Annotated in this window: 23 protein-coding genes; 19 read left to right on the forward strand and 4 right to left on the reverse strand. The window is 68.6% G+C overall.

Annotation, left to right across the window (positions count from 1 at the left end; all coding sequences use genetic code 11):
• Window positions 1-8: 8 nt before the first annotated feature.
• The 4 genes from ACVCMC_RS00565 to ACVCMC_RS00580 all read right to left on the reverse strand — a co-directional run bounded on the left by ACVCMC_RS00565 (window position 9) and on the right by ACVCMC_RS00580 (window position 2,936).
• Window positions 9-455, reverse strand: a complete 447-nt coding sequence (locus ACVCMC_RS00565) for a flagella synthesis protein FlgN (RefSeq protein ID WP_447098316.1) — start codon at window positions 453-455, stop codon at window positions 9-11.
• Complete coding sequence (gene flgM / locus ACVCMC_RS00570; RefSeq protein WP_395119841.1) at window positions 452-775, reverse strand: flagellar biosynthesis anti-sigma factor FlgM; 324 nt, start codon at window positions 773-775, stop codon at window positions 452-454. Before flgM ends, ACVCMC_RS00565 begins: the two co-directional genes overlap by 4 nt.
• A 155-nt stretch (window positions 776-930) precedes the next feature.
• Window positions 931-1,635, reverse strand: coding sequence for a flagellar basal body P-ring formation chaperone FlgA (gene flgA / locus ACVCMC_RS00575; protein ID WP_447098317.1), 705 nt, complete (start codon window positions 1,633-1,635; stop codon window positions 931-933).
• Window positions 1,632-2,936, reverse strand: a complete 1,305-nt coding sequence (locus ACVCMC_RS00580) for a methyl-accepting chemotaxis protein (RefSeq protein WP_447098318.1) — start codon at window positions 2,934-2,936, stop codon at window positions 1,632-1,634. The genes flgA and ACVCMC_RS00580 overlap by 4 nt, the downstream gene beginning before the upstream one ends.
• A 208-nt stretch (window positions 2,937-3,144) precedes the next feature.
• On the opposite strand from ACVCMC_RS00580, the gene ACVCMC_RS00585 reads away from it, so the two are divergent.
• The 19 genes from ACVCMC_RS00585 (at window position 3,145) to fliE (ending at window position 21,734) form a co-directional block, all read left to right on the forward strand.
• Window positions 3,145-4,092 carry a chemotaxis protein gene (locus ACVCMC_RS00585; RefSeq protein WP_395119838.1) on the forward strand — a complete coding sequence of 316 codons (948 nt, stop codon included), beginning with the start codon at window positions 3,145-3,147 and terminating at the stop codon, window positions 4,090-4,092.
• 168 nt (window positions 4,093-4,260) lie between these two features.
• Window positions 4,261-4,662 (forward strand): flagellar basal body rod protein FlgB, encoded by a 402-nt coding sequence (flgB, locus tag ACVCMC_RS00590; protein ID WP_447098319.1) that lies wholly within the window; start codon window positions 4,261-4,263, stop codon window positions 4,660-4,662.
• A complete protein-coding gene (gene flgC / locus ACVCMC_RS00595) occupies window positions 4,662-5,084 on the forward strand; it encodes a flagellar basal body rod protein FlgC (RefSeq protein ID WP_447098320.1) in 423 nt (140 codons plus the stop codon). Before flgB ends, flgC begins: the two co-directional genes overlap by 1 nt.
• Before the next feature lie 46 nt (window positions 5,085-5,130).
• Complete coding sequence (locus ACVCMC_RS00600) at window positions 5,131-5,775, forward strand: flagellar hook assembly protein FlgD (RefSeq protein WP_447098321.1); 645 nt, start codon at window positions 5,131-5,133, stop codon at window positions 5,773-5,775.
• A gap of 38 nt (window positions 5,776-5,813) precedes the next feature.
• Complete coding sequence (gene flgE / locus ACVCMC_RS00605) at window positions 5,814-7,037, forward strand: flagellar hook protein FlgE (RefSeq protein ID WP_395119834.1); 1,224 nt, start codon at window positions 5,814-5,816, stop codon at window positions 7,035-7,037.
• A 92-nt stretch (window positions 7,038-7,129) separates the two neighbouring features.
• A complete protein-coding gene (gene flgF, locus ACVCMC_RS00610; protein WP_395119833.1) occupies window positions 7,130-7,870 on the forward strand; it encodes a flagellar basal-body rod protein FlgF in 741 nt (246 codons plus the stop codon).
• Window positions 7,871-7,919: 49 nt separating this feature from the next.
• Entirely contained in the window at window positions 7,920-8,705 is a 786-nt protein-coding gene (gene flgG, locus ACVCMC_RS00615) for a flagellar basal-body rod protein FlgG (RefSeq protein WP_447098322.1), read from the forward strand.
• An 11-nt stretch (window positions 8,706-8,716) separates the two neighbouring features.
• Complete coding sequence (gene flgH / locus ACVCMC_RS00620) at window positions 8,717-9,397, forward strand: flagellar basal body L-ring protein FlgH (RefSeq protein WP_447098323.1); 681 nt, start codon at window positions 8,717-8,719, stop codon at window positions 9,395-9,397.
• A gap of 131 nt (window positions 9,398-9,528) precedes the next feature.
• On the forward strand, window positions 9,529-10,632 hold the full coding sequence (locus ACVCMC_RS00625; protein ID WP_447098324.1) for a flagellar basal body P-ring protein FlgI: 1,104 nt from the start codon (window positions 9,529-9,531) through the stop codon (window positions 10,630-10,632).
• 13 nt (window positions 10,633-10,645) lie between these two features.
• Window positions 10,646-11,707 carry a flagellar assembly peptidoglycan hydrolase FlgJ gene (flgJ, locus tag ACVCMC_RS00630; protein WP_395119829.1) on the forward strand — a complete coding sequence of 354 codons (1,062 nt, stop codon included), beginning with the start codon at window positions 10,646-10,648 and terminating at the stop codon, window positions 11,705-11,707.
• 72 nt (window positions 11,708-11,779) lie between these two features.
• The gene (gene flgK / locus ACVCMC_RS00635; protein WP_447098325.1) at window positions 11,780-13,654 is read left to right on the forward strand and encodes a flagellar hook-associated protein FlgK; all 1,875 of its coding nucleotides are present in this window, start codon (window positions 11,780-11,782) and stop codon (window positions 13,652-13,654) included.
• Between the two features lie 2 nt (window positions 13,655-13,656).
• Window positions 13,657-14,859, forward strand: coding sequence for a flagellar hook-associated protein FlgL (flgL, locus tag ACVCMC_RS00640; protein ID WP_447098326.1), 1,203 nt, complete (start codon window positions 13,657-13,659; stop codon window positions 14,857-14,859).
• Between the two features lie 131 nt (window positions 14,860-14,990).
• Window positions 14,991-16,436 carry a flagellin N-terminal helical domain-containing protein gene (locus ACVCMC_RS00645; RefSeq protein WP_447098327.1) on the forward strand — a complete coding sequence of 482 codons (1,446 nt, stop codon included), beginning with the start codon at window positions 14,991-14,993 and terminating at the stop codon, window positions 16,434-16,436.
• Window positions 16,437-16,501: 65 nt separating this feature from the next.
• A complete protein-coding gene (gene fliD, locus ACVCMC_RS00650; protein WP_447098328.1) occupies window positions 16,502-17,896 on the forward strand; it encodes a flagellar filament capping protein FliD in 1,395 nt (464 codons plus the stop codon).
• Window positions 17,897-17,927: 31 nt separating this feature from the next.
• The gene (gene fliS, locus ACVCMC_RS00655) at window positions 17,928-18,335 is read left to right on the forward strand and encodes a flagellar export chaperone FliS (protein WP_447098329.1); all 408 of its coding nucleotides are present in this window, start codon (window positions 17,928-17,930) and stop codon (window positions 18,333-18,335) included.
• Complete coding sequence (locus tag ACVCMC_RS00660; RefSeq protein ID WP_447098330.1) at window positions 18,336-18,638, forward strand: flagellar protein FliT; 303 nt, start codon at window positions 18,336-18,338, stop codon at window positions 18,636-18,638.
• 210 nt (window positions 18,639-18,848) lie between these two features.
• Window positions 18,849-19,406, forward strand: coding sequence for a PilZ domain-containing protein (locus tag ACVCMC_RS00665; protein WP_447098331.1), 558 nt, complete (start codon window positions 18,849-18,851; stop codon window positions 19,404-19,406).
• Between the two features lie 383 nt (window positions 19,407-19,789).
• Window positions 19,790-21,214, forward strand: a complete 1,425-nt coding sequence (locus ACVCMC_RS00670; RefSeq protein WP_447098332.1) for a sigma-54 dependent transcriptional regulator — start codon at window positions 19,790-19,792, stop codon at window positions 21,212-21,214.
• Window positions 21,215-21,407: 193 nt separating this feature from the next.
• Window positions 21,408-21,734 (forward strand): flagellar hook-basal body complex protein FliE, encoded by a 327-nt coding sequence (fliE, locus tag ACVCMC_RS00675; RefSeq protein WP_447098333.1) that lies wholly within the window; start codon window positions 21,408-21,410, stop codon window positions 21,732-21,734.
• Window positions 21,735-21,737: the final 3 nt, after the last annotated feature.

Here is a 21,737-nt window from a genome sequence, read left to right on the forward strand (position 1 = left end):
TGTCGCGTTCATGCGGCGGCCAGCGATTTGGAGCGCAGGCTGCCGTGCAGTTCGCCGCCGCTGCCATAGAGTTCGCCTTCGCCGGCGTGGCCGGTGAGGATGGCCAGCGCCTGGCGCAACTGGGCCAGCCGCTGGTTGACCAGGCTGCCGTTGCGCAGGTTCAGCGCGTGGCAGTGGCGCAGCACCTGCAGGATCTGCGCCCAGCGCGATTCGCGCGATGCGTCGCTGACCGGCTGCTGGCGCTGCAGCAGCCGACGGTCGGCGTCGAGTTGCTCCAGTTGCTGCATCAGCGCCTGCTTGCGGTTGCCCGCCGCGTCCAGCGCTGCCGCGTCGGCGATGTCCAGCGCGGCACGCTCGGCTTCCAGCGTGGTCTGCAACTGCTCGGCACGCTGCTGCATCTCGTCCAGAACGGACGCGAGCGCATCGTTCAGTTCGTGCTGCAGCGGCTGCCTCATGCCTTGTCCGTGCCGCCGAGTTGCTGATCCATCGCCAGCAGGCGTTCGGCGATCTTGCCGGCGTCGATCTTGTAGCTGCCGTCGGCGATGGCCTGGCGCACCTGTTCGACGCGTTTGGCGTCGATCGGCGAGGCGTCGCCCAGCCGGGCGACCTCCTGCAGTGCCCGCGCCGAATCGGTCAGCTTGAGCTGATCGGCGTTGCGTGGCGCCGCGACCGAAGCCTCCGGCGCGGCGGCTGCATTGGCCGAGGTGCCGCTGCCCGTGCCGCTGCCGGCCTGCGGCAGCTTCGGCAAACCGTTGTTGGTAATCGTCGTGTTCATGGAACCCGTCCCGCTGGAGTGTGCCCTGTGACTGGATAATCGGCCGCTGTCCGGAAAACTTTAGCAGCCCGTCGAAAAATCGACCGGGCCGCGACCGTCGCTCGCGCCGTGGCGCAAGTGACTGATTTTCATGGTTCGAATGAGGGGTGTCGGTTTCATGGCAGGGCCACCACCACGCCCGGCGCGCTGACCATGGCGTCGATCACCCGCCCCGATGCCGCGTTGCGCACGCGCAGGCGGGCGCCGTTGTCGCCGCTGCCCAGCGCCACGCCTTCGGCGCGCACCGAGATGCCTTCGAGCTGCGCCAGCACCTGCACGTGGTCGCCCGCGCGCACCATGCGCCGCCCGCCCAGGCTGCCGGGACTGAGCACGCTGCCGCGCGCCAGTGCGCGCGAAAGCGTGCGGCCGGCGATCTGCTCGAGGTTGTCCAGGTAGCCGTAGCCGAGGCGGGTCACGTCGCGTTCCTCGACGTGCACGTCGGCGGCGCCGATGCCGTCGCCGCGCAGCAGCGCGCGGCTGCTTACCAGCACCTGGCGAAACACCTGCAACTGGATCGGCACGCGCACGATCCAGCCGCCGGGCTGCGGGCACTGCACCGGCACGGTCATGCGCGAGCGCGGCTGTGCCTGTTCGGAAACGAGCGCGCGCAGCGGCTCGCTGCATGCGTCCAGTTGCAGGCGCGTGTCCAACGGCTCGGTGCTGACCACGACGCGGCTGCCGGGTCGGCTGTAACGATCTTGCATCGCCTGTTTGGCTGCCGCGCGCACGCTGTCGAGCGACTGCGTGGCAGCGGCATGCGCGGTGGCGCTGCCCAGCAACGCGACCAACCCGACGGCGGCGAGGGCGGCGCGCAGGGTCATGCGTCGGCCAGCAGGGCGTCGAGCTGGGCCAGCAGGGCGTCCTGGCCCGCTTCGAGTTCGCGTGCCACGGCGCCGGCCTGGTCGAGTTGCCCGGCGCCGAGCAAGGTGATGAAGCGCTGGCCCTGTTCGCCCAGTTGGGTGCCGGCATCGCCGAGCGCGGCGCCGTTGTCGCTGCCGCGACGCAGCCGGGCGAGCCGCTGCACGCCGCTGACCAGGGCGTGGGTGTCGAACCAGCGCCGGTCCAGCGCGGCCGGTTCGAGCAGGGCCAGGCTCATCGCCTGGCGCAGGTTCATGGCCGCTTCGCGCACGGTCAGGCTGAGGCTGGCCGGGTCGTTGCCGCTTTCGCCTTCCAGCCAGTCCAGGCCCAGGCGATGCGCCAGCAGGGCAGCGCGATGGAGCGATTCGGATTGGCGCCGCGCCTCGCTGCTGCGTCGCTGCGAAGCGCCCAGTGCCGCCTGCGCGGTGGTGGCGCGCGCGTGTTGCGCGTCGTGACCCTGTTGCAGCTTGCGGATGCGTTCGCTGGCGGTACGCAGGGTGGCGCTGCCTTCGCCCAGCTGGTTGCTGCACTGGCTCACGCCGACCTGGGCGCGCTTGAGCTGCTGCAGGCCGTGGTTGACGTCGCCATCGAGCTGCAGCGAGAAATCGCCGATGGAGACGGTGACGGTCTCGATTTCAGTGGTGGTCAGCGCGGTTTTCTCGGCCAACTGCTTGACCTCGTCGGCCACCACCGCGAAGCCGCGCCCGGCCTCGCCGGCGCGGGCCGCCTCGATGGCGGCGTTCAGCGCCACCAGGTTGGTCTGATGGGCGATCTCCTGCACGGCGCCGGTCAGCTTGCGTATCTGCGCGACCTGTTCGGCCAGCTTGCTCTGGTTGCGGTTCATTGCGCTGAGCGCGCTGCGCAGCAGGCGCAGCTGGCCGTCCAGCTCGCTGACGCCGTCGGCGCCGACGCTGCCGGCGTGGCTGGCCTGCTCCAGGTCGGCGCCCAACTGCTGCAGGGCCGTCGAGATCCCGGCGCTGCCATCCGTCAAGCGATCGACGCTGGCGCGGCTTTCGGCGGCGGCCTGGTCCAGTGCGGTCTGCTCGCGCGCCAGTTGTTGTGCGGCGCCGAGCACGAGGCCTTGCTGTTCCATGGTCTGCAGCGCCACCGCCGACGGCGGCCGACTGGCGGCGCGCGCCAGCAGCGGCGCCAGTACCGCGGCGGTGCGCGGGTGGCGGTGTCGCAGCACGGCGAGCTCGGCGTCGTCCCCCTGGGCGGCGGCTTTCACCAGGGCGGCAATGTGCTGTTTGAGAAGAAAGCTCATGGTGCTGGCATCGACTCGCAAAGGAATGGAATGGCTGCTGCATCGGCCACAGGTGTCGAAGCTTGAGCAAGCAATCCGCATGCCAGTGGGTGCGGCGATGTGATCACCCCACCACTGGGGGCGGGCTTTGCCGGCTAAAGGCGGGGCATGCCCGGCCGATAGCGCAGCAGACGGTCGCGTGGCGGCCGCGCTTGCCGAGGGAGGCCGCATGGCCGGCACATTGCTGGAGAAAGTGGAGCAGCACACGCGGCTGGCCGGGCACAACCGGGTGGCGATGCTGTTGTTCCGGCTGGGCGACCAGCAGTTGTTCGGCATCAACGTGTTCAAGGTGCGCGAGGTGCTGCGCCGACCGCCGATGGAGCGCCTGCACGGCGTGCACGAGTTGATCGCGGGCAGCTGCGATTACCGCGGGCAGACCATTCCGGTGATCGATCTGGCTGCCGCGCTGGGTTACGCGCCGCTGCGCGAGGTGGAATCGGCGCACCTGATGGTGACCGAGTTCAACCGCTCGGTGCAGGGTTTCCTGGTGGCCGACCTGCAGCGCATGGTGCATTGCGCGGGCGACGCGATGGCAGCGCCGGCCAGTGCGCTGGGGTTCGGTTCGCGGGTGAACGCGGTGACCCGGGTCGATGGCGCGCTGCTGGCGGTGGTCGACGTGGAGCACGTGCTGGCCAGCATCGACGCACCGCCGGCCGAGCTGTCGGCGGGGCTGCAGCGCGAGGCCAGCCATCGTTCGCTGGCGTCGCGGCGGGTGATGGTGGTGGACGATTCGGGCATCGCGCGGCGGCGGCTGGTCAACCTGTTCAAGCAACTGGGCACCGATTGCGTGGTGGCCAAGGACGGGCGCGAGGCGCTGGAGCGGCTGCTGGAGCTGGCCGCGGGCGACCCGGCGCAGGCGATCGAACTGGTGGTATCGGACATCGAGATGCCGCGACTGGACGGCTATGCGCTGACCCGCGCGATCCGCGAGGCGCCGACGCTGCGCCGGATCAAGGTGCTGTTGCACAGCTCGCTCAGCGGCATGTTCAACGAGGGCATGGTGAAGGAGGTCAAGGCCGACCGCTTCGTGGCGAAGTTCCACCCCGACCAGCTGGCGCAGGCGGTGATGGAGTTGCTGCCCGAACCCGTCGCCGCGCCGCAGGCGGCAACCGGCTGACGCCGGGCACGCGGCGCCGGGGCCGCGTCAACAAACCGTCTTTCGCCGCGGCATCTGCCTGACGGCGCCGCGCGACATGCGCGGAATTCGAGCTGCCGCAAGGCTTCCCGGCCCGTGGCATGCAATTTGCCTTTCGCTTCCGTGCAGCAGTGCATGCGGAGCGAAACGATGAACCCGTCCACCCCCAATCTGTTCGGCATCCATACCCGGGCGCTCGACCTGTGGCAGCGCCGTACCGAAGTGCTGGCCAACAACCTGGCCAATGCCGACACGCCCGGATACCTGGCGCGCGACGTGGATTTCCGCAAGGTGCTGGCCACGGCCAGCGACGCGGCGAACGGCGTGACGCTGGAAACCGACGCGCCGGGCCAGATCGCCGGCGCCGGGCGCAGCGCCGAGGCGCTCGCCTACCGCGTGCCGACCCAGCCCGGCATGGACGGCAACACCGTCGATGCGCAGGTGGAGCAGGCCGCGTTCGCCGCCAACGGCGTGCATTACCAGGCCAGCCTGTCGTTCATCACCGCGCAGATCCGCATGTTGCGGATGGCGATCAACGGAGGCCAGGGCTGATGTCGATGTTCTCCATCTTCAGCGTGGCCGGCTCCGGCATGGCCGCGCAATCGACCCGCCTCAACACGGTGGCCAGCAACCTGGCCAATGCCGACAGCGTGGCCAGTTCGCCCGAAGCGGCCTACCGCTCGCGCGAGCCGCTGTTCGCGACTGTCCGCAACCAGCAGGGCGCCGGCGATCCGAACGCGCCCGGCGACGGCGTGCAGGTGCTCGGCGTCACCGAGAGCCAGGCGGCGATTCCCCGCCGCTACGAACCGGGCAACCCGCTGGCCGATGCCGACGGCTACGTCTATGCGAGCAACGTCAATCCGGTCGACGAGCTGGTCAACATGATTTCCGCTTCGCGCTCCTACCAGAACAACGTCGAGGTGATGAACTCGGCGCGCCAGCTGCTGCAGAAGACCCTGGACCTGGGCAAGTGAGGCGCCTGCACATGAATCACCTTCAGTCCGCCACGAGGAACCACGCATGAGCGACATGGCGATCGGCAATGCCGCCAGCGCGGCGAAGGCAGCCAGCCTGGGCAAGGAGAAAACCCTGGGCCAGGCCGACTTCCTGAGCCTGCTGGTGCAGCAGATGCGCAACCAGGACCCGACCAAGCCGATGGATTCATCGCAGATGGTCAGCCAGCTCGCGCAGATCAGCCAGGTCTCGGCGACGCAGGCGTTGCAGGCCTCGTTCGACGATCTCGGCAAGTCGCTGCAGGGCAACCAGATCCTGCAGGCGAGCGGGATGATCGGCCGCGATGTGGTGGTGCCCGCCGAGGCCGGCACGCTGGCCGCGGGCGGCATGGACGGCGCGGTCAACGTGCCCGACGGCGGCGGCCAGGTGTTCGTCAAGATCACCGACGCCAGCGGCACCGTGCTGCGCACGATCGACCTGGGCAAGCCCGCGGCCGGGTTGGTGCGCTTCCACTGGGACGGCATCGGCGACAACGGCGAGGCGCTGGCGCCGGGCACCTACGGGCTGGCCGCGCAGGCCGGCAACACCGCCGTGGCGACTTACGTCAGCGGCAAGGTCACCGGCGTGGGCATGACCGGCGCCGACGGCACCTATCTGGACGTGGATGGTTTTGGCGGGGTCCTGCTGAGTCAGGTCGCACAGATCAACTGACGACCTCAAGGGTCGCAACCGAACGAGGAAATGCTCCGATGGCATTCAACATTGCACTGAGCGGTCTGAACGCCGCCTCGAAAGATCTCGAGGTCACGGCCAACAACATCGCCAACACCGGCACCACCGGTTTCAAGGGCTCGCGCGCGCAGTTCGCCGAGCTGTTCAGCGCGGCCGGCCCCAACTTGAGCTCCAGCCAGGTCGGCAGCGGCGTGCGGCTGACCAACGTGGCGCAGCAGTTCACCGCCGGCAGCGTGGAGACCACCAACAACAGCCTGGATTTCGCCCTGAGCGGCGAGGGCTTCTTCACCATCCGCGACGGCAAGGGCTACTCCTACACCCGCGCCGGCGCCTTCCAGAAGGACCAGAACGGCTACGTGATGAACGCCAACGGCCAGCGCCTGCAGGTGTTCCCGCCGGTGGCCGGCGGCGGCTTCGACACCAGCACCATGACCGACCTGCAGCTGTTCACCGCGCAGAACGCGGCCAAGGCCACCAGCTCGGTGCAGATGGCCTTGAACCTGCCTTCCGACGCCACGCCACCGGCCACCGCCTTCGACCCGCTGAACGATCCGTCCAGCTACAACCAGGCCACGCCGTTCACCGCCTACGACTCGCTCGGCGCCACCCACAACGGCGTGGTGTATTTCGTCAAGGACGCGGCGGCCAACGTGTGGAACGCCAACCTCTACATCGACGGCACCGCGGTCGGCACGCCGCAGACGCTGACCTTCGGCAGCAACGGCAGCCTGGTTGCCCCTGCCAACGGCCAGCTCGCGTTCCCCGCCGCGGCGGTGAGCCCGGGTGCCGACCCGATGCAGCTGACCCTGGACATGACCAAGGCCACCCAGTTCGGCAACGCCTACGCCGCCAGCGCGATCAACCAAGACGGCTATCCCACCGGCATCCTGTCCAGCATCGACGTGTCGCGCGAAGGCGTGGTGCAGGCGAAGTATTCCAACGGCCAGAGCACCGCGCTGGGCCAGCTGGCGATCGCCCAGTTCAGCAATGAACAAGGCCTGCGCCAGCTCGACAACACCAACTGGGCGGCCTCGTACGACTCCGGCACGCCGGTGATGGGCGCCGCCGGCAACGGCACCTTCGGCAGCGTGCAGGCCGGCGCGCTGGAGGCCTCCAACACCGCCGACCTCACCGCGCAGCTGGTCAACATGATCAAGGCGCAGCGCAACTACCAGGCGAATGCGCAGGTGATCTCCACCGACAACCAGCTGACCCAAACCATCATCAACATTCGCAATTGAGGGAATGGGGAATAGGGAATGGGGAATCGGAAGAGCGGATCACCGCACCTTGCCTGCTCCTCGTTCTCTACTGACCACACCCGGGAATCCACATGGACAGATCGCTTTACGTAGCCATGACCGGCGCCACGCAGATGATGCGGGCGCAGTCCGAGGTGGCGCACAACCTGGCCAATGCCGACACGGTCGGCTTCAAGGCGCAGCTGTCGGCGTTCCAGCCGCTGGTGATCCAGGGGCCGGGGCTGGCCACGCGGGTCAACGGCGTGGCGCACGGGCTGGGCGTGGATCTGCGCGAGGGCGGCCAGATCGAGACCGGTCGCACGCTGGACGTCGCCGTGCAGGGCACCGGCTGGATCGCGGTGCAGGGCGCCGACGGCAGCGAGGGCTACACCCGCGCCGGCGAACTGCGGCTGACGCCGGACGGCCTGCTCACCGACGCGCGCGGCAACCTGGTGCTGGGCGAGGGCGGTCCGATCAGCGTGCCGCAGAGCAGCCAGATGAACATCGGCGCCGACGGCACCGTGTCGGTGGTGCCGATGGGCCAGTCGCCGGAAACCATCGCCGCGGTGGGCCGGATCAAGCTGGTCAACCCGCCGGTCGACCAGCTCGCGCTGGGCAGCGACGGCCTGATGCACCTCGCCGACGGCACTACCGCGCAGGCGGACCCGGCGGTGGCGCTGAAATCCGGCGTGCTGGAGTCGAGCAACGTCGACCCTTCGCAGACGCTGGTGCAGATGATCCAGCTGTCGCGCCAGTACGAGCTGCAGATCCGCTCGATCAAGAGCGCCGACGAGAACGCGCAGGCTGCTTCGCGCCTGCTGCAGATGACCTGACCGGCCTCGCCCAAACAGACATCCAGACGTCCAGACGGAGTCCAACGACATGTTTTCATCCTTGTGGGTAGCCAAGACCGGCCTCGATGCGCAGCAGACGCGCATGGACGTCATCTCGAACAACCTCGCCAATGCCAACACCACCGGCTACAAGAGCGCGCGCGCCGCGTTCCAGGACCTGGTCTACCAGAACCTGCGTCAGCCCGGCGGGCAGACCACCGAGCAGACCCAGGCGCCGTCCGGCCTGATGCTGGGTACCGGCGTGCGCGTGGTCGGCAGCGAGAAGCTTTTCACCCAGGGCAACATCGAGCAGACCGGCAACTCGCTGGACCTGGCGATCCAGGGCCGCGGTTTCCTGCAGGTGACGATGCCCGACGGCAGCATCGCCTACACCCGTGACGGTTCGCTGCACATGGACCAGAACGGGCAGATCGTCACCGCCAACGGTTACGCACTGGACCCGGCGCTGAGCGTGCCGGCCAATGCGCAGAGCATCACCATCGGCAGCGACGGCACGGTCAGCGTGAGCCTGCCCGGCCAGGCCGCCACCCAGCAGATCGGCACCGTGCAACTGGCCGATTTCATCAACCCCGCCGGCCTGCAGCCGAACGGGGACAACCTCTATCTCGAGACCGCCTCCAGCGGTTCCCCGCAGATCGGCCAGCCCGGCCTGAACGGCTTGGGCACGCTGGCGCAGGGCGCACTGGAGTCCTCCAACGTCAACGTGGTGGAGCAGATGGTCAACATGATCGAGACCCAGCGCACCTACGAGATGAACTCCAAGGCGGTGTCCGCCGCCGACTCGATGCTGCAGTTCCTCACCAACAAGACCTGAGGCGCGACGTGATGCTTGCCTGCCGTTTTCCCCTTGCCCTGTGCGCGCTGGCCCTGCTGGCCGGCTGCGCCAGCGGCCCGGGTGCCCGCGACGACGCCCAGTGGGCGCCGACCCTGCCGCCCGCGCCGCAGATGGCTGCCGCGCCCGCCGACGGCTCGATCTACCACGACCAGCAGAACATGGAGCTGTTCGCCGATCCGCGCGCGCATCGCGTGGGCGACATCCTCACCGTCGCGCTGGTGGAGAGCACCCAGGCCAGCAAGAAGGCCACCACCACCACCAGCAAGACCGACAAGGCCAAGCTCGCCTCGCCCACCGTGCTCGGGCATGCGCTGGCGATCGGCGGCAAGGTCGCCGACATCGGCCTGGACGGCGAGCGCAGCTTCGACGGCGCTGGTTCGAGCAGCCAGAGCAACCAGCTCACCGGGCAGATCACCGTCACCGTGGCGCAGCGCCTGTCCAACGGCAACCTGATCGTGCGCGGCGAGAAGTGGCTGACCATCAACCAGGGCCAGGAGCTGGTGCGCATCGCCGGCATCGTGCGTCCGCAGGACATCGGCCAGGACAACGTGGTGCCGTCCACCCGCGTCGCCGACGCCCGCATCAGCTACACCGGCCGCGGCACCCTCGCCGACGCGAACACGCGCGGCTGGCTGTCGCGCTTCTTCAATTCCAAGTGGATGCCGTTCTGATGGCCGCGTTGAACATTGCGTCGTGCGCTTCCGCTCCTGGCGAGGCACATCTGCCGGGAAGCGGCGGGCAGTGCCCGCCCTACGGGCAGCGTGTAGGGCGGGCACTGCCCGCCGGTGTCGCCACGCAAAAGGTGAAGAGCTCGTTGGTGATCGCTCTGGTGCTCTTGCTCGGACTGGTCGCCCCCGTCCACGCCGACAAGATCCGCGACCTGGTGCAGGTCGCCGGCGTGCGCAGCAACCAGCTGATCGGCTACGGCCTGGTGGTGGGCCTGGACGGCTCGGGCGACCAGACCACGCAGGCGCCGTTCACCACGCAGAGCCTGGAGAACATGCTGCAGCAGTTCGGCATCACCGTGCCGGCCAATGCGCGGCCGCAGCTGAAGAACGCCGCGGCGGTGATGGTGACGGCCGACCTGCCGCCGTTCGCCAAGCCGGGCCAGACCATCGACGTCACCGTCGCCTCGATCGGCAACGCCAAGAGCATCCGCGGCGGCCAGCTGCTGATGGCGCCGTTGCGCGGCGCCGACGGCAACGTCTACGCGGTGGCGCAGGGCAGCGTGGTGGTCGGCGGCATCAGCGCGCAGGGCAAGAGCGGCTCCAGCGTGCAGGTGAACATTTCCGCCAGCGGACGCATCCCCAACGGCGCCTCGGTGGAACGCGTGGTGGCCTCCTCGTTCGCCGGCGGCGGCGACCTGATGCTCAACCTCAACACGGCGGATTTCACCACCGCCACGCGCATCGCCACCGCGATCAACCACGCGTATGGCGCCGGCACCGCGCAGCCGGTGGACGGCGGCACCGTCTCGGTGCGCGGCCCGCAGGACCCGGCGCAGAAGGTGGCCTGGCTGGGCGCGATCCAGAATCTCGACGTGCAGCCGGGCGATGCGCCGGCGCGGATCATCGTCAACTCGCGCACCGGCACCGTGGTCATCGGCTCGGACGTGCGCGTCACCGCCGCGGCGGTGGCGCACGGCGCGATCCAGGTGACCATCGGCGAACAGCCGCAGGTCAGCCAGCCGGCACCCTTCAGCCAGGGCCAGACGGCGATCGTGCCGTCCAGCAGCGTGCAGGTCAGCGAGGAAGGCGCGCACATGTTCAAGTTCGGCCCGGGCGTGAGCCTGGACGCCATCGTGCGCGCGGTGAACCAGGTCGGCGCCACGCCCAGCGACCTGATCTCGATCCTGCAGGCGCTGAAGCAGGCCGGCGCGCTGCATGCCGACCTGGTGGTGATCTGAGCGAGGTGATGCCATGACGCCGCTGAATCCCGCTTCCCCCGCGCTGGACACCTGGACCGAACTGTCCGGCTTCCAGCAACTGCGTGCGCAGGCGCGCAGCGACGGCGGCAAGAGCGCGCTGCCGGCGGTGGCGAAGCAGTTCGAGGCGATCTTCACCCAGATGATGCTCAAGTCCATGCGCGAGGCGAACGCCGGCATGGGCAGCGACCTCGCCGGCAGCGAGCAGGTCGACTCCTATCGCCAGTTGTTCGACCAGCAGCTCTCGCTGAGCCTGGCCAACGGCAAGAACGGCCTGGGCATCGCGAAGATGCTGGTGCGCCAGCTTGGCGGCAAGGGCGAGGCGGCTGCGGCCGCGGCGCCCCGGCAGCCTTTTGCGGTGCCGGTCGCCGATGTGCGCAACGCGCACGTGCGCGCGCTGCTGCAGCTGGGCAACGAGCCCGTTGCCGGCGACGACGCAGCCAGCGCGATCGGCATGCCGTCGACCGCCGACAACGACTCGCCGTGGCAGCACGTGGTCGACCGCATGACCCGCGGCGCGATGGACGTGGCCGACACCGCCGCCCACTGGCTTCCCGGCGGCGACCCGGTGAACTTCGTGCGCGCCCTGGCGCCGCATGCCGCCGAGGCGGCGAAGAAGCTGGGCGTTTCCGTGCGCGCGCTGCTGGCGCAGGCTGCGCTGGAAACCGGCTGGGGCAAGCACCTGCCCAAGGGCAGCGACGGCAGCAGCAGTTTCAACCTGTTCGGCATCAAGGCCGGCAGCAGCTGGGATGGCGACAAGGTCAGCGTGCCCACGCTGGAGTACGAGAACGGCGTGGCGGTGCGCCGGCGCGACGCGTTCCGCGCCTACGATTCGCCGGCCGATTCGTTCGCCGACTACGCGCAGTTGATTGCCGACAGCCCGCGTTACCAGCAGGCGCTGGGGCAGGGCGAGAACATCGCCGCGTTCGCGCGCGGGTTGGTGCATGGCGGGTATGCGACGGACCCTGCATACGTGGCCAAGATCACGGCGATCGCCAACAGCGCGCAGATGCGCGAGGCGCTGGCGGCGCTGCAGCAGCCGGAGGCATTCAAGTGATCCCCCCTCCGGCCGTTAACGTTTCCACGCACCGCGCGATCCGGGCGGTGTGCCATGCGTCGAGGATGTTCCATGGCTGACATGCTTTCGACCGGCGTGTCCGGGCTGCTCGCCTCGCAGATCGGGCTCAGCACGGTCAGCCACAACGTGGCCAACGTGAACACCGACGGCTACAGCCGCCAGGTGGTGTCGTTCGGCGCGCGCCTGCCCGAGGGCCAGGCGGGCTACTACGTCGGCACCGGCGTCAATACGGTGGCGGTGCAGCGTGCCTACAGCGAATTCCTCAACGCCTCGCTGTGGTCGGCCAGCTCGGGCCAGGGTCGTGCCAGCACGATGGCGGGCCTGACCGCCCAGCTCAACAACCAGCTGGCCGGCAGCAGCAACTTGCAGACGTCGCTGGACGGTTTCTACGGCGCGGTGCAGGACATGGCCAACGCGCCCTCCGACGCCGCCTCGCGCCAGGTGCTGCTGGCCCGCGCCGGTGGGCTGGCGACCACCTTCCGCGCGCTGTCCGGCCAGTTCAGCCAGCTCTCCGGGCAGATCCAGCAGCAGATCCGCGACACCGTGGACGCGATCAACGTCGACACGCAGTCGATCGCCAAGCTCAACGAGAAGATCCGCTCGTTCTCCTCCACCGAAGGCATGCCGCCGGCCGACCTGCTCGACCAGCGCGACGCGCTGGTCAAGAAGCTGGCCGGCGAGGTGGGCATCAGCGTGGTGCCGCAGAACGACAACACCATCAGCGTGTTCGCCGGCAACGGCCAGGCCCTGGTCACCGGCACCGAGTCGCACGCGCTGGGCACCGCCGCCAATGTCTACGACGCCACCCGCGTGGAGGTGGTGGGCGCCGACGGCGGCAACGTGATCAGCGGCCGCATCGGCGGCGGCGCGCTCGGCGCGCTGCTGGATTTCCGCAGCAACGTGCTCGACCCGGCGCAGATCCAGCTCGGCCGCGCGGCGCAGGCGATGGCCAGCGCGTTCAACGCGCAGCATGCGCAGGGCGTGGATCTGCACGGCGACGTCGGCGGCCAGTTCTTCAGCGCCTCCGGACCGACGGTGCAGGGGGCCTCGACCAATGCCGGCAGCGGCACCGTCGCGGCCAGCATCACCGACCTCGGCGCGCTGCCGGCCAAGGAGTACGTGCTGAGTTTCGACGGCACGGCCTGGAGCATGCGCGACACCAGCGGCAATGCCGTGACGCTCGGCGGCAGCGGCACCAGCACGGACCCGTTCACGGCCGCGGGCCTGAGCCTGGTGGTCGGCGGCAGCGCCAGTGCCGGCGACAGCTTCCGCGTGCAGCCCAGCCGCGATGCCGCGGCCAGCTTCGGCGTGGTCGTCGACCAGCCCGACAAGATCGCCGCGGCCGCCCCGTTCGTGGTCGCCGCCGGCAATGCCAACGCGAGCAGCACCACGGCACGAGCGAGCATCGCCGACGGCAGCGACCCGGCGCTGTTCAACGCCTCCTCGATCGTGTTCAGCTCGGCCACCAGCTACAGCATCGACGGTGGCCCGGCGCAGACCTTCACCGCCGGCCAGCCGATCGTGCACAACGGCTGGAGCATGCAGCTCGATGGCGCGCCGCAGGCCGGCGACAGCTTCAGCCTCAAGGCCAACAGCAACGCGCAGGGCGACAACGCCAACGCGCTGATGCTGGGCAAGGTCGCCAATCTCGGCGTGCTCGACGGCGGCGTCACCAGCACCGGTCGCGCCTACAGCCAGCTGGTCGGTCAGGTCGGCAGCGCCGGCGCGCTGGCCAAGGACGAGCTGACCACGCAGACCGCGGTCTACAACCAGGCGATGGGCGCGCAGCAGAGCGTCTCCGGCGTGAACCTGGACGAGGAGGCCGCCAACCTGGTGCGTTACCAGCAGGCGTACCAGGCCTCGGCCCAGGTCATCAGCACGGCCAACAGCATTTTCAACGCGCTGCTCGGCGCGGTGCGGAGTTAACCATGCGCGTCTCCACCAGCTGGATCCAGCAGCAGTCCGTCGGCAGCATGATGAGCCGGCAGAGCGACCTGTCCGATCTCAACACGCAGCTCAGCACCGGCAAGCGGATCAACCAGCCGTCCGACGATCCGGTCGGCGCGGCGCGCGCGCTGGACATGTCGCACCTGATCGCCGACTCGGCGCAGTACCAGCGCAACATCACCTCGGCGAACGCGCGGCTGGGCCTGGAAGACCAGACCCTGTCCAACACCGGCAACGTGCTGCAGCGCGTGCGCACCCTGCTGCTGCAGGCGGCCAACGGCAGCCAGACCGACGGCAGCCGTGGCGACATCGCCGCCGAGCTGTCGCAACTGCGCGCGCAGTTGCTGGGCCAGGCCAACAGCACCGACGGCCAGGGCGAATACATCTTCGCCGGCAACCGCACCGGCACGCAGCCGTTTGTCTCGGGCGACTCGGTCAGCTACCTGGGCGACGCCGGCCAGCGCATGGTCGCCGCCGGCCCCGGCCTGCAGGTGGCCACCGGGGATGCCGGCAGCGCGGTGTTCATGGACATCCCCACCGGCAACGGCACCTTCGCGGTCAGCGCCGCGGCGGCCAACACCGGCTCGATGGTCGCCGGCGCCAGCAGCGTCAGCGATCCGTCGGCCAGTCCGTCGGCATGGGACGGCGGTGCGTACAGCATCGTGTTCACCGCCGCCGACGCGTACGAAGTGCGCGATGCCGGCGGCGCCGTGCTCGACAGCGGCAGCTACGATCCGGCCAAGGGCGGCAGCGTCACCTTCCGCGGTGCGCAGGTCGCGTTCAGCGGCACGCCCGCGGCCGGCGACACGTTTGCGCTGGGCGCCTCGGGCAAGCAGGACGTGTTCACCACGCTGGACAACATCATCAGCACGCTGCGCACGCCCAACGGTGGCGACGCGCACATGCAGAACGCGATCAACACCCAGTTCGCCAATCTCGACCAGGCGCTGGACTCGATCACGCGCACGCGCGGCATGGTGGGTGCGCGCATGAACGCGCTGACCCAGCAGGGCGCGCTCAACGACGACCTCACCTTGCAGTACAAGACGGCGTTGTCCGATGTGCAGGATCTGAACTACTACGACGCGATCAGCCAGCTCGGTGCGCAGACCACTGCGCTGCAGGCCGCGCAGCAGACGTTCACGAAAATCCAGGGTTCAAAATTGTTCGACTATTTGCGTTGACAAGGCTCAAGTTTTGGTGTGACGGGTCGAAACAGTACACAAGGCGGATGCATTCAATGGTGAATCCCCGCCGGATTGTCTGAGCCGACCACTGTCGGCATACCAACTCGATTCGGAGAATTCCCATGGTCATGAGCGTCAACACCAACATCAGCTCGCTGAATGCCCAGAAAAACCTGGCTGCCTCGCAGAGCAAACTGAGCACCGCGATCGAGCGCCTGTCCTCGGGCATGCGCATCAACAGCGCCAAGGACGATGCCGCCGGCCTCGCCATCTCGACCCGCTTCACCACCCAGATCAACGGCCTGAACCAGGCCGTCAGCAATGCCAACGACGGCATCTCGCTGGCGCAGACCACCGAGTCGGCGCTGAACGAGGTGACCAACAACATGCAGCGCATCCGTACGCTGGCCGTGCAGTCCGCCAACGCCACCAACTCCGACTCCGATCGCGCCGCGCTCGATGCCGAAGTGCAGCAGCGCCTGGCCGAGATCACCCGCATCTCGCAGCAGACCACCTTCAACGGCCGCCACGTGCTGGACGGCAGCTTCGGTTCCGCCGCGTTCCAGATCGGCGCCAACGTCGGCGAGACGATTTCGGTCAACCTGAGCAAGGGTGCGGGTGCGGCGCAGGTGGGTCAGATCGCCTCCGCGTCGAGCGCGACGGGTGTGTTCACCGCCGCATCGGCAGTGACGGCAGTCACCGGTGTTGCCAACGTTGCAATCGCCGATGCCACGCTGGCCGCGGGCTTCACGTTTGATGGCGTCGCCGTCAGCGTGGCCGCTGGCTCCGCCAACATGGCTGCCATGGCGGCCTCGGTGAATGCGTCGCTGGATAGTGGTGCCACCGCCGGCAAGTACACGGTTACTGCAAACGGCACCACGGGCCTGACGATCACCCAGAATACGGCCAGCACCAGTGCCATGGCGCTCAGTAATTTCAGTGGCACGGCGACGCAAGGCGCCGCCTCCACCGCCGGTGTCACCGGCGTGGCCGTTGGCGATGCAATCCCGCTGGTGCTGGCCGACGACGGCAGCGACTTCTCGCTGCAGGCGGGCTCGGGTGCCGTGACGACCTTCAGCGGCACGTTCAACACGGCCAGCGATCTGGCGGCCGCGATCAACGCCAAGGGCATCGCCGGCGTGTCGGCCTACGCCGACGCAAAGACGGGTGTGCTGCACCTGGCCTCGCAGGAAGCGCTCACGGTCGGCGGCGCCAAGGGTACCGGCGTCCTCGGGTTCAGCGCCACGAACGGCATCGGCGGTGACCTGGCCAGCGCCGACGTGAGGTCGGTGGCCGGTGCCAACGCCACCATCAGCCGCATCGACTCGGCGCTGACCACCATCAGCTCCATGCGCAGCGACCTGGGCGCGGTGCAGAACCGCTTCACCTCGACCATCGCCAACCTGCAGACCATCTCGCAGAACCTGAGCGCGTCGCGCAGCCAGATCCAGGATGCCGACTTCGCCGCGGAGACCGCGAACATGTCCAGCGCCAACATCCTGCAGCAGGCCGGCGTCTCGGTGCTGGCGCAGGCCAACGCCACCACGCAGAGCGTGTTGAAGCTCCTGCAGTAACTGCTTGACCCGGAACGGCCGCGGACAGCCCGCGGCCGTTTCCCTCATTACAGGAATCGACGTCCATGGCTATCACGGTAGGCTCCACCACACCCACCACGGGTTTGCTTACCTCCATGGGCGTGGGTTCCGGCCTGGATGTCGCCACGTTGGTCGACAAGCTGGTGGCCGCCAAAAAGGCGCCGCAGCAGAACCAGATCACCAACCAGGCCGCCCTGGCCAACACCCAGTTGTCCAGCCTGGGCCAGATCGGTGCCGCGCTCTCCGCTCTGCAGTCGGCCATGGCCTCGATCACCGACGGCAGCGCCTTCAACGCGCGCACGGTGACCAGCGGCGACACCGATGTGCTCGGCGCCAGCGCCTCAGGCAACCCGGTCGGCGGCAGCTACAAGGTGGAGGTGACCCAGCTGGCCACCTCGCTGAAGGCCACCTCCGGCGCGTACGCCGACAGCAGTGCCAAGCTCGGCACCGGCACCTTGACCTTCACGGTCGACGGGCAGTCGATGAATCTGCAGCTGGACGACAGCAACAACTCGCTGGCCCAGGTTCGCGACGCCATCAACAAGGCCAGCGACAACCCCGGCGTCAGCGCCACCATCGTCACCGGCACCGACGGTGCCCACCTGGTGCTCAGTGGCACCCGCACCGGCGCGGCGAACGGCTTTGTCGTCAGCAGCAGTGGCGGCGACGGCAACCTGGCCGCGCTCAACTACGACGCGGCCGCCGCCAGCGGCAACGCGCTCACCGTCATCACCGCCGCACAGGACGCGCAGTACAGCATCGACGGCCTGGCCGGCCACAGCGCCGGCAACAGCATCAGCAGCGCCATCGACGGCCTCACGCTCAACCTGGTCAAGGTGGGCGAGAGCACGCTGACCGTGGCCAACGACCCCAGCAAGGGCAGCGGTGCGCTGAGCAACCTGGTCAACACCTACAACAGCTTCGTGGGGATCTACCAGAACCTGACCAAGTACGACGCCACCAGCGGCACCGCCGGCGCGATGATCGGCGACGCCACCATCAACGGCATCAACAGCACGTTGTCGCGGCTGATTGGCGGCAGCGCCAACGGCACCTCCTTGGCCGCGCTGGGCATTTCGCTGCAAGTGGACGGCACGCTGAAGCTGGACAACGACAAGCTGACCCAGGCGATGAGCGATGGCGGCAAGCTCGCGGGCCAGCTGTTCGGCGGCGATACAGGCCTGGCCGCGCAGATCAACAGCCAGCTCGACCAGTGGGTCGGCAGCAGCGGCACCCTGGCCGGCCGCACCGACAGCATCAGCCAGCAGCTGAAGAGCCTGAAAGACCAGCAGGCCACGCTGGACAGCCGCATGGCCGACCTCACCGCGCGCTACCAGGCGCAGTTCACCGCGCTGGACACGCTGATGAGCAAGCTCAACAGCACCAGCAGCTATCTGCAGCAGCAGTTCGACGCGCTGAACAACACCAACAAGAAGTAGGCAGTTCGCCCCAAGGGGCCAGGAGACGATCATGGGATTCGGTTACGGCGCAGGCGCCTATCAGCAGGTTCGTTCGCACGGCGGCGTGGAGTCGGCCGACCCACATGGCCTGATCACGCTGCTGATGGATGGCGCGCTGGAGCGCCTGGTGAAGGCCCGCGCGCACATGATGCGCGGCGAGACCGGGCCCAAGGGCGAAACCATCAGCCGCTGCATCGAGATCATCGGCGGCCTGCGCGATGCGCTCGACCGCAAGGCCGACCCGACCCTGGTCGACCGCCTCGACTCGCTCTACGAGTACATGAGCCGCCGCCTGCTGCAGGCCAACCTGCGCGACGACGCCGGCATCATCGACGAGGTCAGCCGCCTGATGCAGCAGGTGCGCGACAGCTGGGTGCAGATCGCCCCGGCCCCGGCCGGCCGCGTGGCGGGCGCGTAAGTGTCGCCGTCGCCCGCTGCCGCCACCTCGGCGCTGACCAGCGCGCTGGTCATCACCCGCGCGATGCTTGCCGCCGCCCGCCAGGAAGACTGGCAGCAGCTGCTGCAGCTGGAAGAGGCACGTGCGCCGCTGGTGCATCGCCAGCACGGCAGCGACGTGGTCAGCCAGGCCCAGCTGGGCCAGATCCTCGCCTACGACCGCCAGTTGCAGGCCCTGCTGGGCCAGGCGCGCGACGCGGTCGCCCGCCAGTGGCAGCAGGAGCGCGGCCGCGCCCGCGCCATCGCGGCGTACGCGCAGCCCTGAACCCCCGCATTTGCAGGAGCGCACCCTGTGCGCGATGCCTTTCGTCAAGCCGGCGAAGGCATCGCGCACAGGGCGCGCTCCTGCGGATGCGCGTCGGCGTGCACGGGTGGGCCTCGACCGGAATGACGAGGTGATGACGCCGGCGATACCGGGTCGGCGTTGCCCTAAGATGGAGCGGGAACGGCGACTTCGGCCGACGGGGAGGGCTGCATGATGGGTAACTCCGGATGGAACGAGTTCGAGCAGCGGGTGAGCATCGAGGAGCTGCTGCACGTGGCGGTGGAGCCGCTGGTCTGGCCGCTGCCGCAGGCCCGGGCGCAGGCCCTGGCCGAAAGCAACGGCAATGCCCTCGCTGCCATCGCCGCCCTGGAAGAGCGCCGCGTGGAGTCGGCCGACGACGACAATCCGCTGATGCTGGAAATCCGCCGCATGGATGCCAAGCTCACCGCGCTGGTGGAGATCGTCGATCGCCTGCTGGTGCCGGCAGACACCCTGCCGGCACGGCACTTGGTGCGCTTCAACGCGCGCGGCGCGGTGCTCGGCGCGGAGCTGCCGTTGCCCGGCGACGCGGTGCTGCTCAGCCTGCGTTTCGACCACTGCCGCAGCCTGCCGCTGGAGCTGCCCGCGCTGCGCGAAATGCCATTAGACGATGGTCGAACCTTCGTGCGTTTTCCCACGGTGAACGAGGCGCTGGGTGACGCAATTGAGCGCCTCGTTTTTCGCCATCACCGACGCAAAGTGGCAGAAGCGCGCCAACTGCCCGGGTGAACCCGGGCCCGGCGACCGGTCGTGCCAGCGACGCCGCCGTCGACTCATGTGACCCAGTTCGCAGATCGGCAAGCTCGTGTGTCGGAAATCTCCTACAGCACTCGCAGCGGGGCCAGCACAAATGTTGGTGCTGGATAACGCCCGGTTATGGAAACGTTTTCGGCGTTCCGTGTCGCGTCAGTGAGTTACGGCACTCAGCTCGACCGTGCAGAGGAATTTTCACGCCGCCGGCTTCCGGCGTGCGTCATTTTGTCGGCACGAGCGCGCCGGAAACTGGCCTCCTTGTTGCAACCGGTTCATCAGCCCGGCGACGAATCGCTGGCGGTGACGAAAAATGGCTATGCCGGAAGTTGGTCAGCCAACGATGCAGTACGGAGAGAGAGATGCAGCAGTTCGATTTTCTGGTGATTGAATCCGATGCGGCGCGAGTCAATGCGGTGATGTCGGCGCTCCACTTCCTTGGTTACCACCCGCAGCACGGCGCGCAATGCGTGCACACCGACGAATCTTCCCATGCGTGGCGCGCGGTCTACGTCGGCGGCATCGACGACGTGGCCGAGGCCGAGCGGCAGTTTGCCCTGCTCGGCGCCAGCGCCGCCCACATCCCCGTGTTGCTGGCCGAGGATTCGCCCTGGGCGCAGCGCCTGGGTGCGGCCAAGTCGCCGTTCGCCGGCCGCGTGGCCACGCTGTCGTTCCCGCTCAGCTACGAGAAGCTCACCGAGGCGATGCGCAACGTGTACGCGCGATTGCTCGGCGGCCGCTCCGGCGGGCTGCGTTTTGTCGGCGACTCCGCGCCGATGGTGCGCGTCAATGGCCTGATCCGCCAGGTCGCGCCGTTCGATTCCAACGTGCTGGTGCTGGGCGAATCGGGCACCGGCAAGGAGATGGTCGCCCGCGCGATCCATGAACATTCCCCGCGCCGCGGCAAGCCGTTCGTGGCGATCAACTGCGGCGCGATCCCGCCCGAGCTGCTGGAAAGCGAGCTGTTCGGCCACGAGAAGGGCGCCTTCACCGGCGCGATCAGTGCGCGCAAGGGCCGCTTCGAGATGGCCGAGGGCGGCACCCTGTTCCTCGACGAGATCGGCGACATGAGCCTGCCGATGCAGGTGAAGCTGCTGCGCGTGCTGCAGGAGCGCGCCTACGAGCGCGTCGGCGGCAACAAGACGTTGCACTGCGACGTGCGCATCATCGCCGCCACCCACCGCAACCTGGAGCAGGCGATCGCCGAGGACCGCTTCCGCGAGGATCTCTATTACCGGCTCAGCGTGTTCCCGCTGGAGCTGCCCTCGCTGCGCGAGCGGCTGGACGACCTGCCCGCGCTGATCGCCGAATTCAACCTGCGCGGCACCCGCCGTGGCCTTGGCGTGGTGCGCTTCAGCAGCGGCGCGATGCAGTCGCTGCGCGCCTACCCGTGGCCGGGCAACGTGCGCGAGCTGTCCAACCTGGTCGAGCGCATGGCGATCCTGTTCCCGCACGGCGAAGTGCGCAGCAGCGACCTGCCGGCGAAATACCGCGGCGCCCCGCTGGTCGGCGACGAACACGGCGCCACGGCGCTGGCGATGATGAGCGAAGAGCACGCGATCGCCGGCATTGCGCTGCAACCGGCCGGCGAATCCGAACGCCTGCTGCCGGAAGAAGGCCTCGACCTGAAGGATCACCTGGCCGACATCGAAGTCGGCCTGATCCGCCAGGCACTGGACGCCACTGGCGGCGTCGTCGCCCACGCCGCCCGCCTGCTTCACATGCAACGCACCACCCTGGTCGAAAAACTGCGCAAGTACGGGCTGCAGAGCAGCCTGGCCGCCTAGGGCAGGGAACAGGGAATAGGGAATAGGGAATAGGGAATAGGGAATAGGGAATAGGAAAACTCGAAGGCGGACGCAGCAGCTTTTGCACTTGCGATTCCCTATTCCCTATTCCCACCCCCACTGGCACGCCTCCTGCAACCACCCCCTCGAAACCCCGCCACGCGTCGGGAATACGTCATGAGGACGCACCGCGATGAGCACAATCGACGTCAACAACCTGCTGTCCCAGATGCGCCAGATGACGGCGCAGGTGCGCGCGCCGCAGGCGGTGGCCAAGGCCGCGCCGGTGGCGGGGCAGGCCGATTTCTCGACGCTGCTGAAGGAGTCGGTGTCGGCGGTCGGACGCAACCAGATGGAAGCGGGCCGCATGGCCGCCAGCTTCGAGCGCGGCGATCCGGGCGCGGACCTGGGCCGCACCATGATCGCGGTGCAGAAGGCCGATCTGTCGCTGCGCACGATGGTCGAGGTGCGCAACAAGATGGTCGATGCGTACAAGGAAATCATGAACATGCCGGTCTGATCC

The organism is Rhodanobacter sp. UC4452_H20, assembly GCF_052978205.1.

Coding starts and splice junctions, on each gene's coding strand:
- ACVCMC_RS00580 (WP_447098318.1), bottom strand. CDS start 2,936: ATGAGCTTTCTTCTCAAACAGCACATTGCCGCCCTGGTGAAAGCCGCC.
- flgA (WP_447098317.1), bottom strand. CDS start 1,635: ATGACCCTGCGCGCCGCCCTCGCCGCCGTCGGGTTGGTCGCGTTGCTG.
- flgF (WP_395119833.1), top strand. CDS start 7,130: ATGGACAGATCGCTTTACGTAGCCATGACCGGCGCCACGCAGATGATG.
- flgJ (WP_395119829.1), top strand. CDS start 10,646: ATGACGCCGCTGAATCCCGCTTCCCCCGCGCTGGACACCTGGACCGAA.
- flgM (WP_395119841.1), bottom strand. CDS start 775: ATGAACACGACGATTACCAACAACGGTTTGCCGAAGCTGCCGCAGGCC.
- ACVCMC_RS00565 (WP_447098316.1), bottom strand. CDS start 455: ATGAGGCAGCCGCTGCAGCACGAACTGAACGATGCGCTCGCGTCCGTT.
- ACVCMC_RS00665 (WP_447098331.1), top strand. CDS start 18,849: ATGATGGGTAACTCCGGATGGAACGAGTTCGAGCAGCGGGTGAGCATC.
- flgC (WP_447098320.1), top strand. CDS start 4,662: ATGTCGATGTTCTCCATCTTCAGCGTGGCCGGCTCCGGCATGGCCGCG.
- flgB (WP_447098319.1), top strand. CDS start 4,261: ATGAACCCGTCCACCCCCAATCTGTTCGGCATCCATACCCGGGCGCTC.
- flgK (WP_447098325.1), top strand. CDS start 11,780: ATGGCTGACATGCTTTCGACCGGCGTGTCCGGGCTGCTCGCCTCGCAG.
- ACVCMC_RS00670 (WP_447098332.1), top strand. CDS start 19,790: ATGCAGCAGTTCGATTTTCTGGTGATTGAATCCGATGCGGCGCGAGTC.
- flgL (WP_447098326.1), top strand. CDS start 13,657: ATGCGCGTCTCCACCAGCTGGATCCAGCAGCAGTCCGTCGGCAGCATG.
- flgG (WP_447098322.1), top strand. CDS start 7,920: ATGTTTTCATCCTTGTGGGTAGCCAAGACCGGCCTCGATGCGCAGCAG.
- flgH (WP_447098323.1), top strand. CDS start 8,717: ATGCTTGCCTGCCGTTTTCCCCTTGCCCTGTGCGCGCTGGCCCTGCTG.
- ACVCMC_RS00600 (WP_447098321.1), top strand. CDS start 5,131: ATGAGCGACATGGCGATCGGCAATGCCGCCAGCGCGGCGAAGGCAGCC.
- ACVCMC_RS00645 (WP_447098327.1), top strand. CDS start 14,991: ATGAGCGTCAACACCAACATCAGCTCGCTGAATGCCCAGAAAAACCTG.
- ACVCMC_RS00585 (WP_395119838.1), top strand. CDS start 3,145: ATGGCCGGCACATTGCTGGAGAAAGTGGAGCAGCACACGCGGCTGGCC.
- fliS (WP_447098329.1), top strand. CDS start 17,928: ATGGGATTCGGTTACGGCGCAGGCGCCTATCAGCAGGTTCGTTCGCAC.
- fliD (WP_447098328.1), top strand. CDS start 16,502: ATGGCTATCACGGTAGGCTCCACCACACCCACCACGGGTTTGCTTACC.
- flgE (WP_395119834.1), top strand. CDS start 5,814: ATGGCATTCAACATTGCACTGAGCGGTCTGAACGCCGCCTCGAAAGAT.
- fliE (WP_447098333.1), top strand. CDS start 21,408: ATGAGCACAATCGACGTCAACAACCTGCTGTCCCAGATGCGCCAGATG.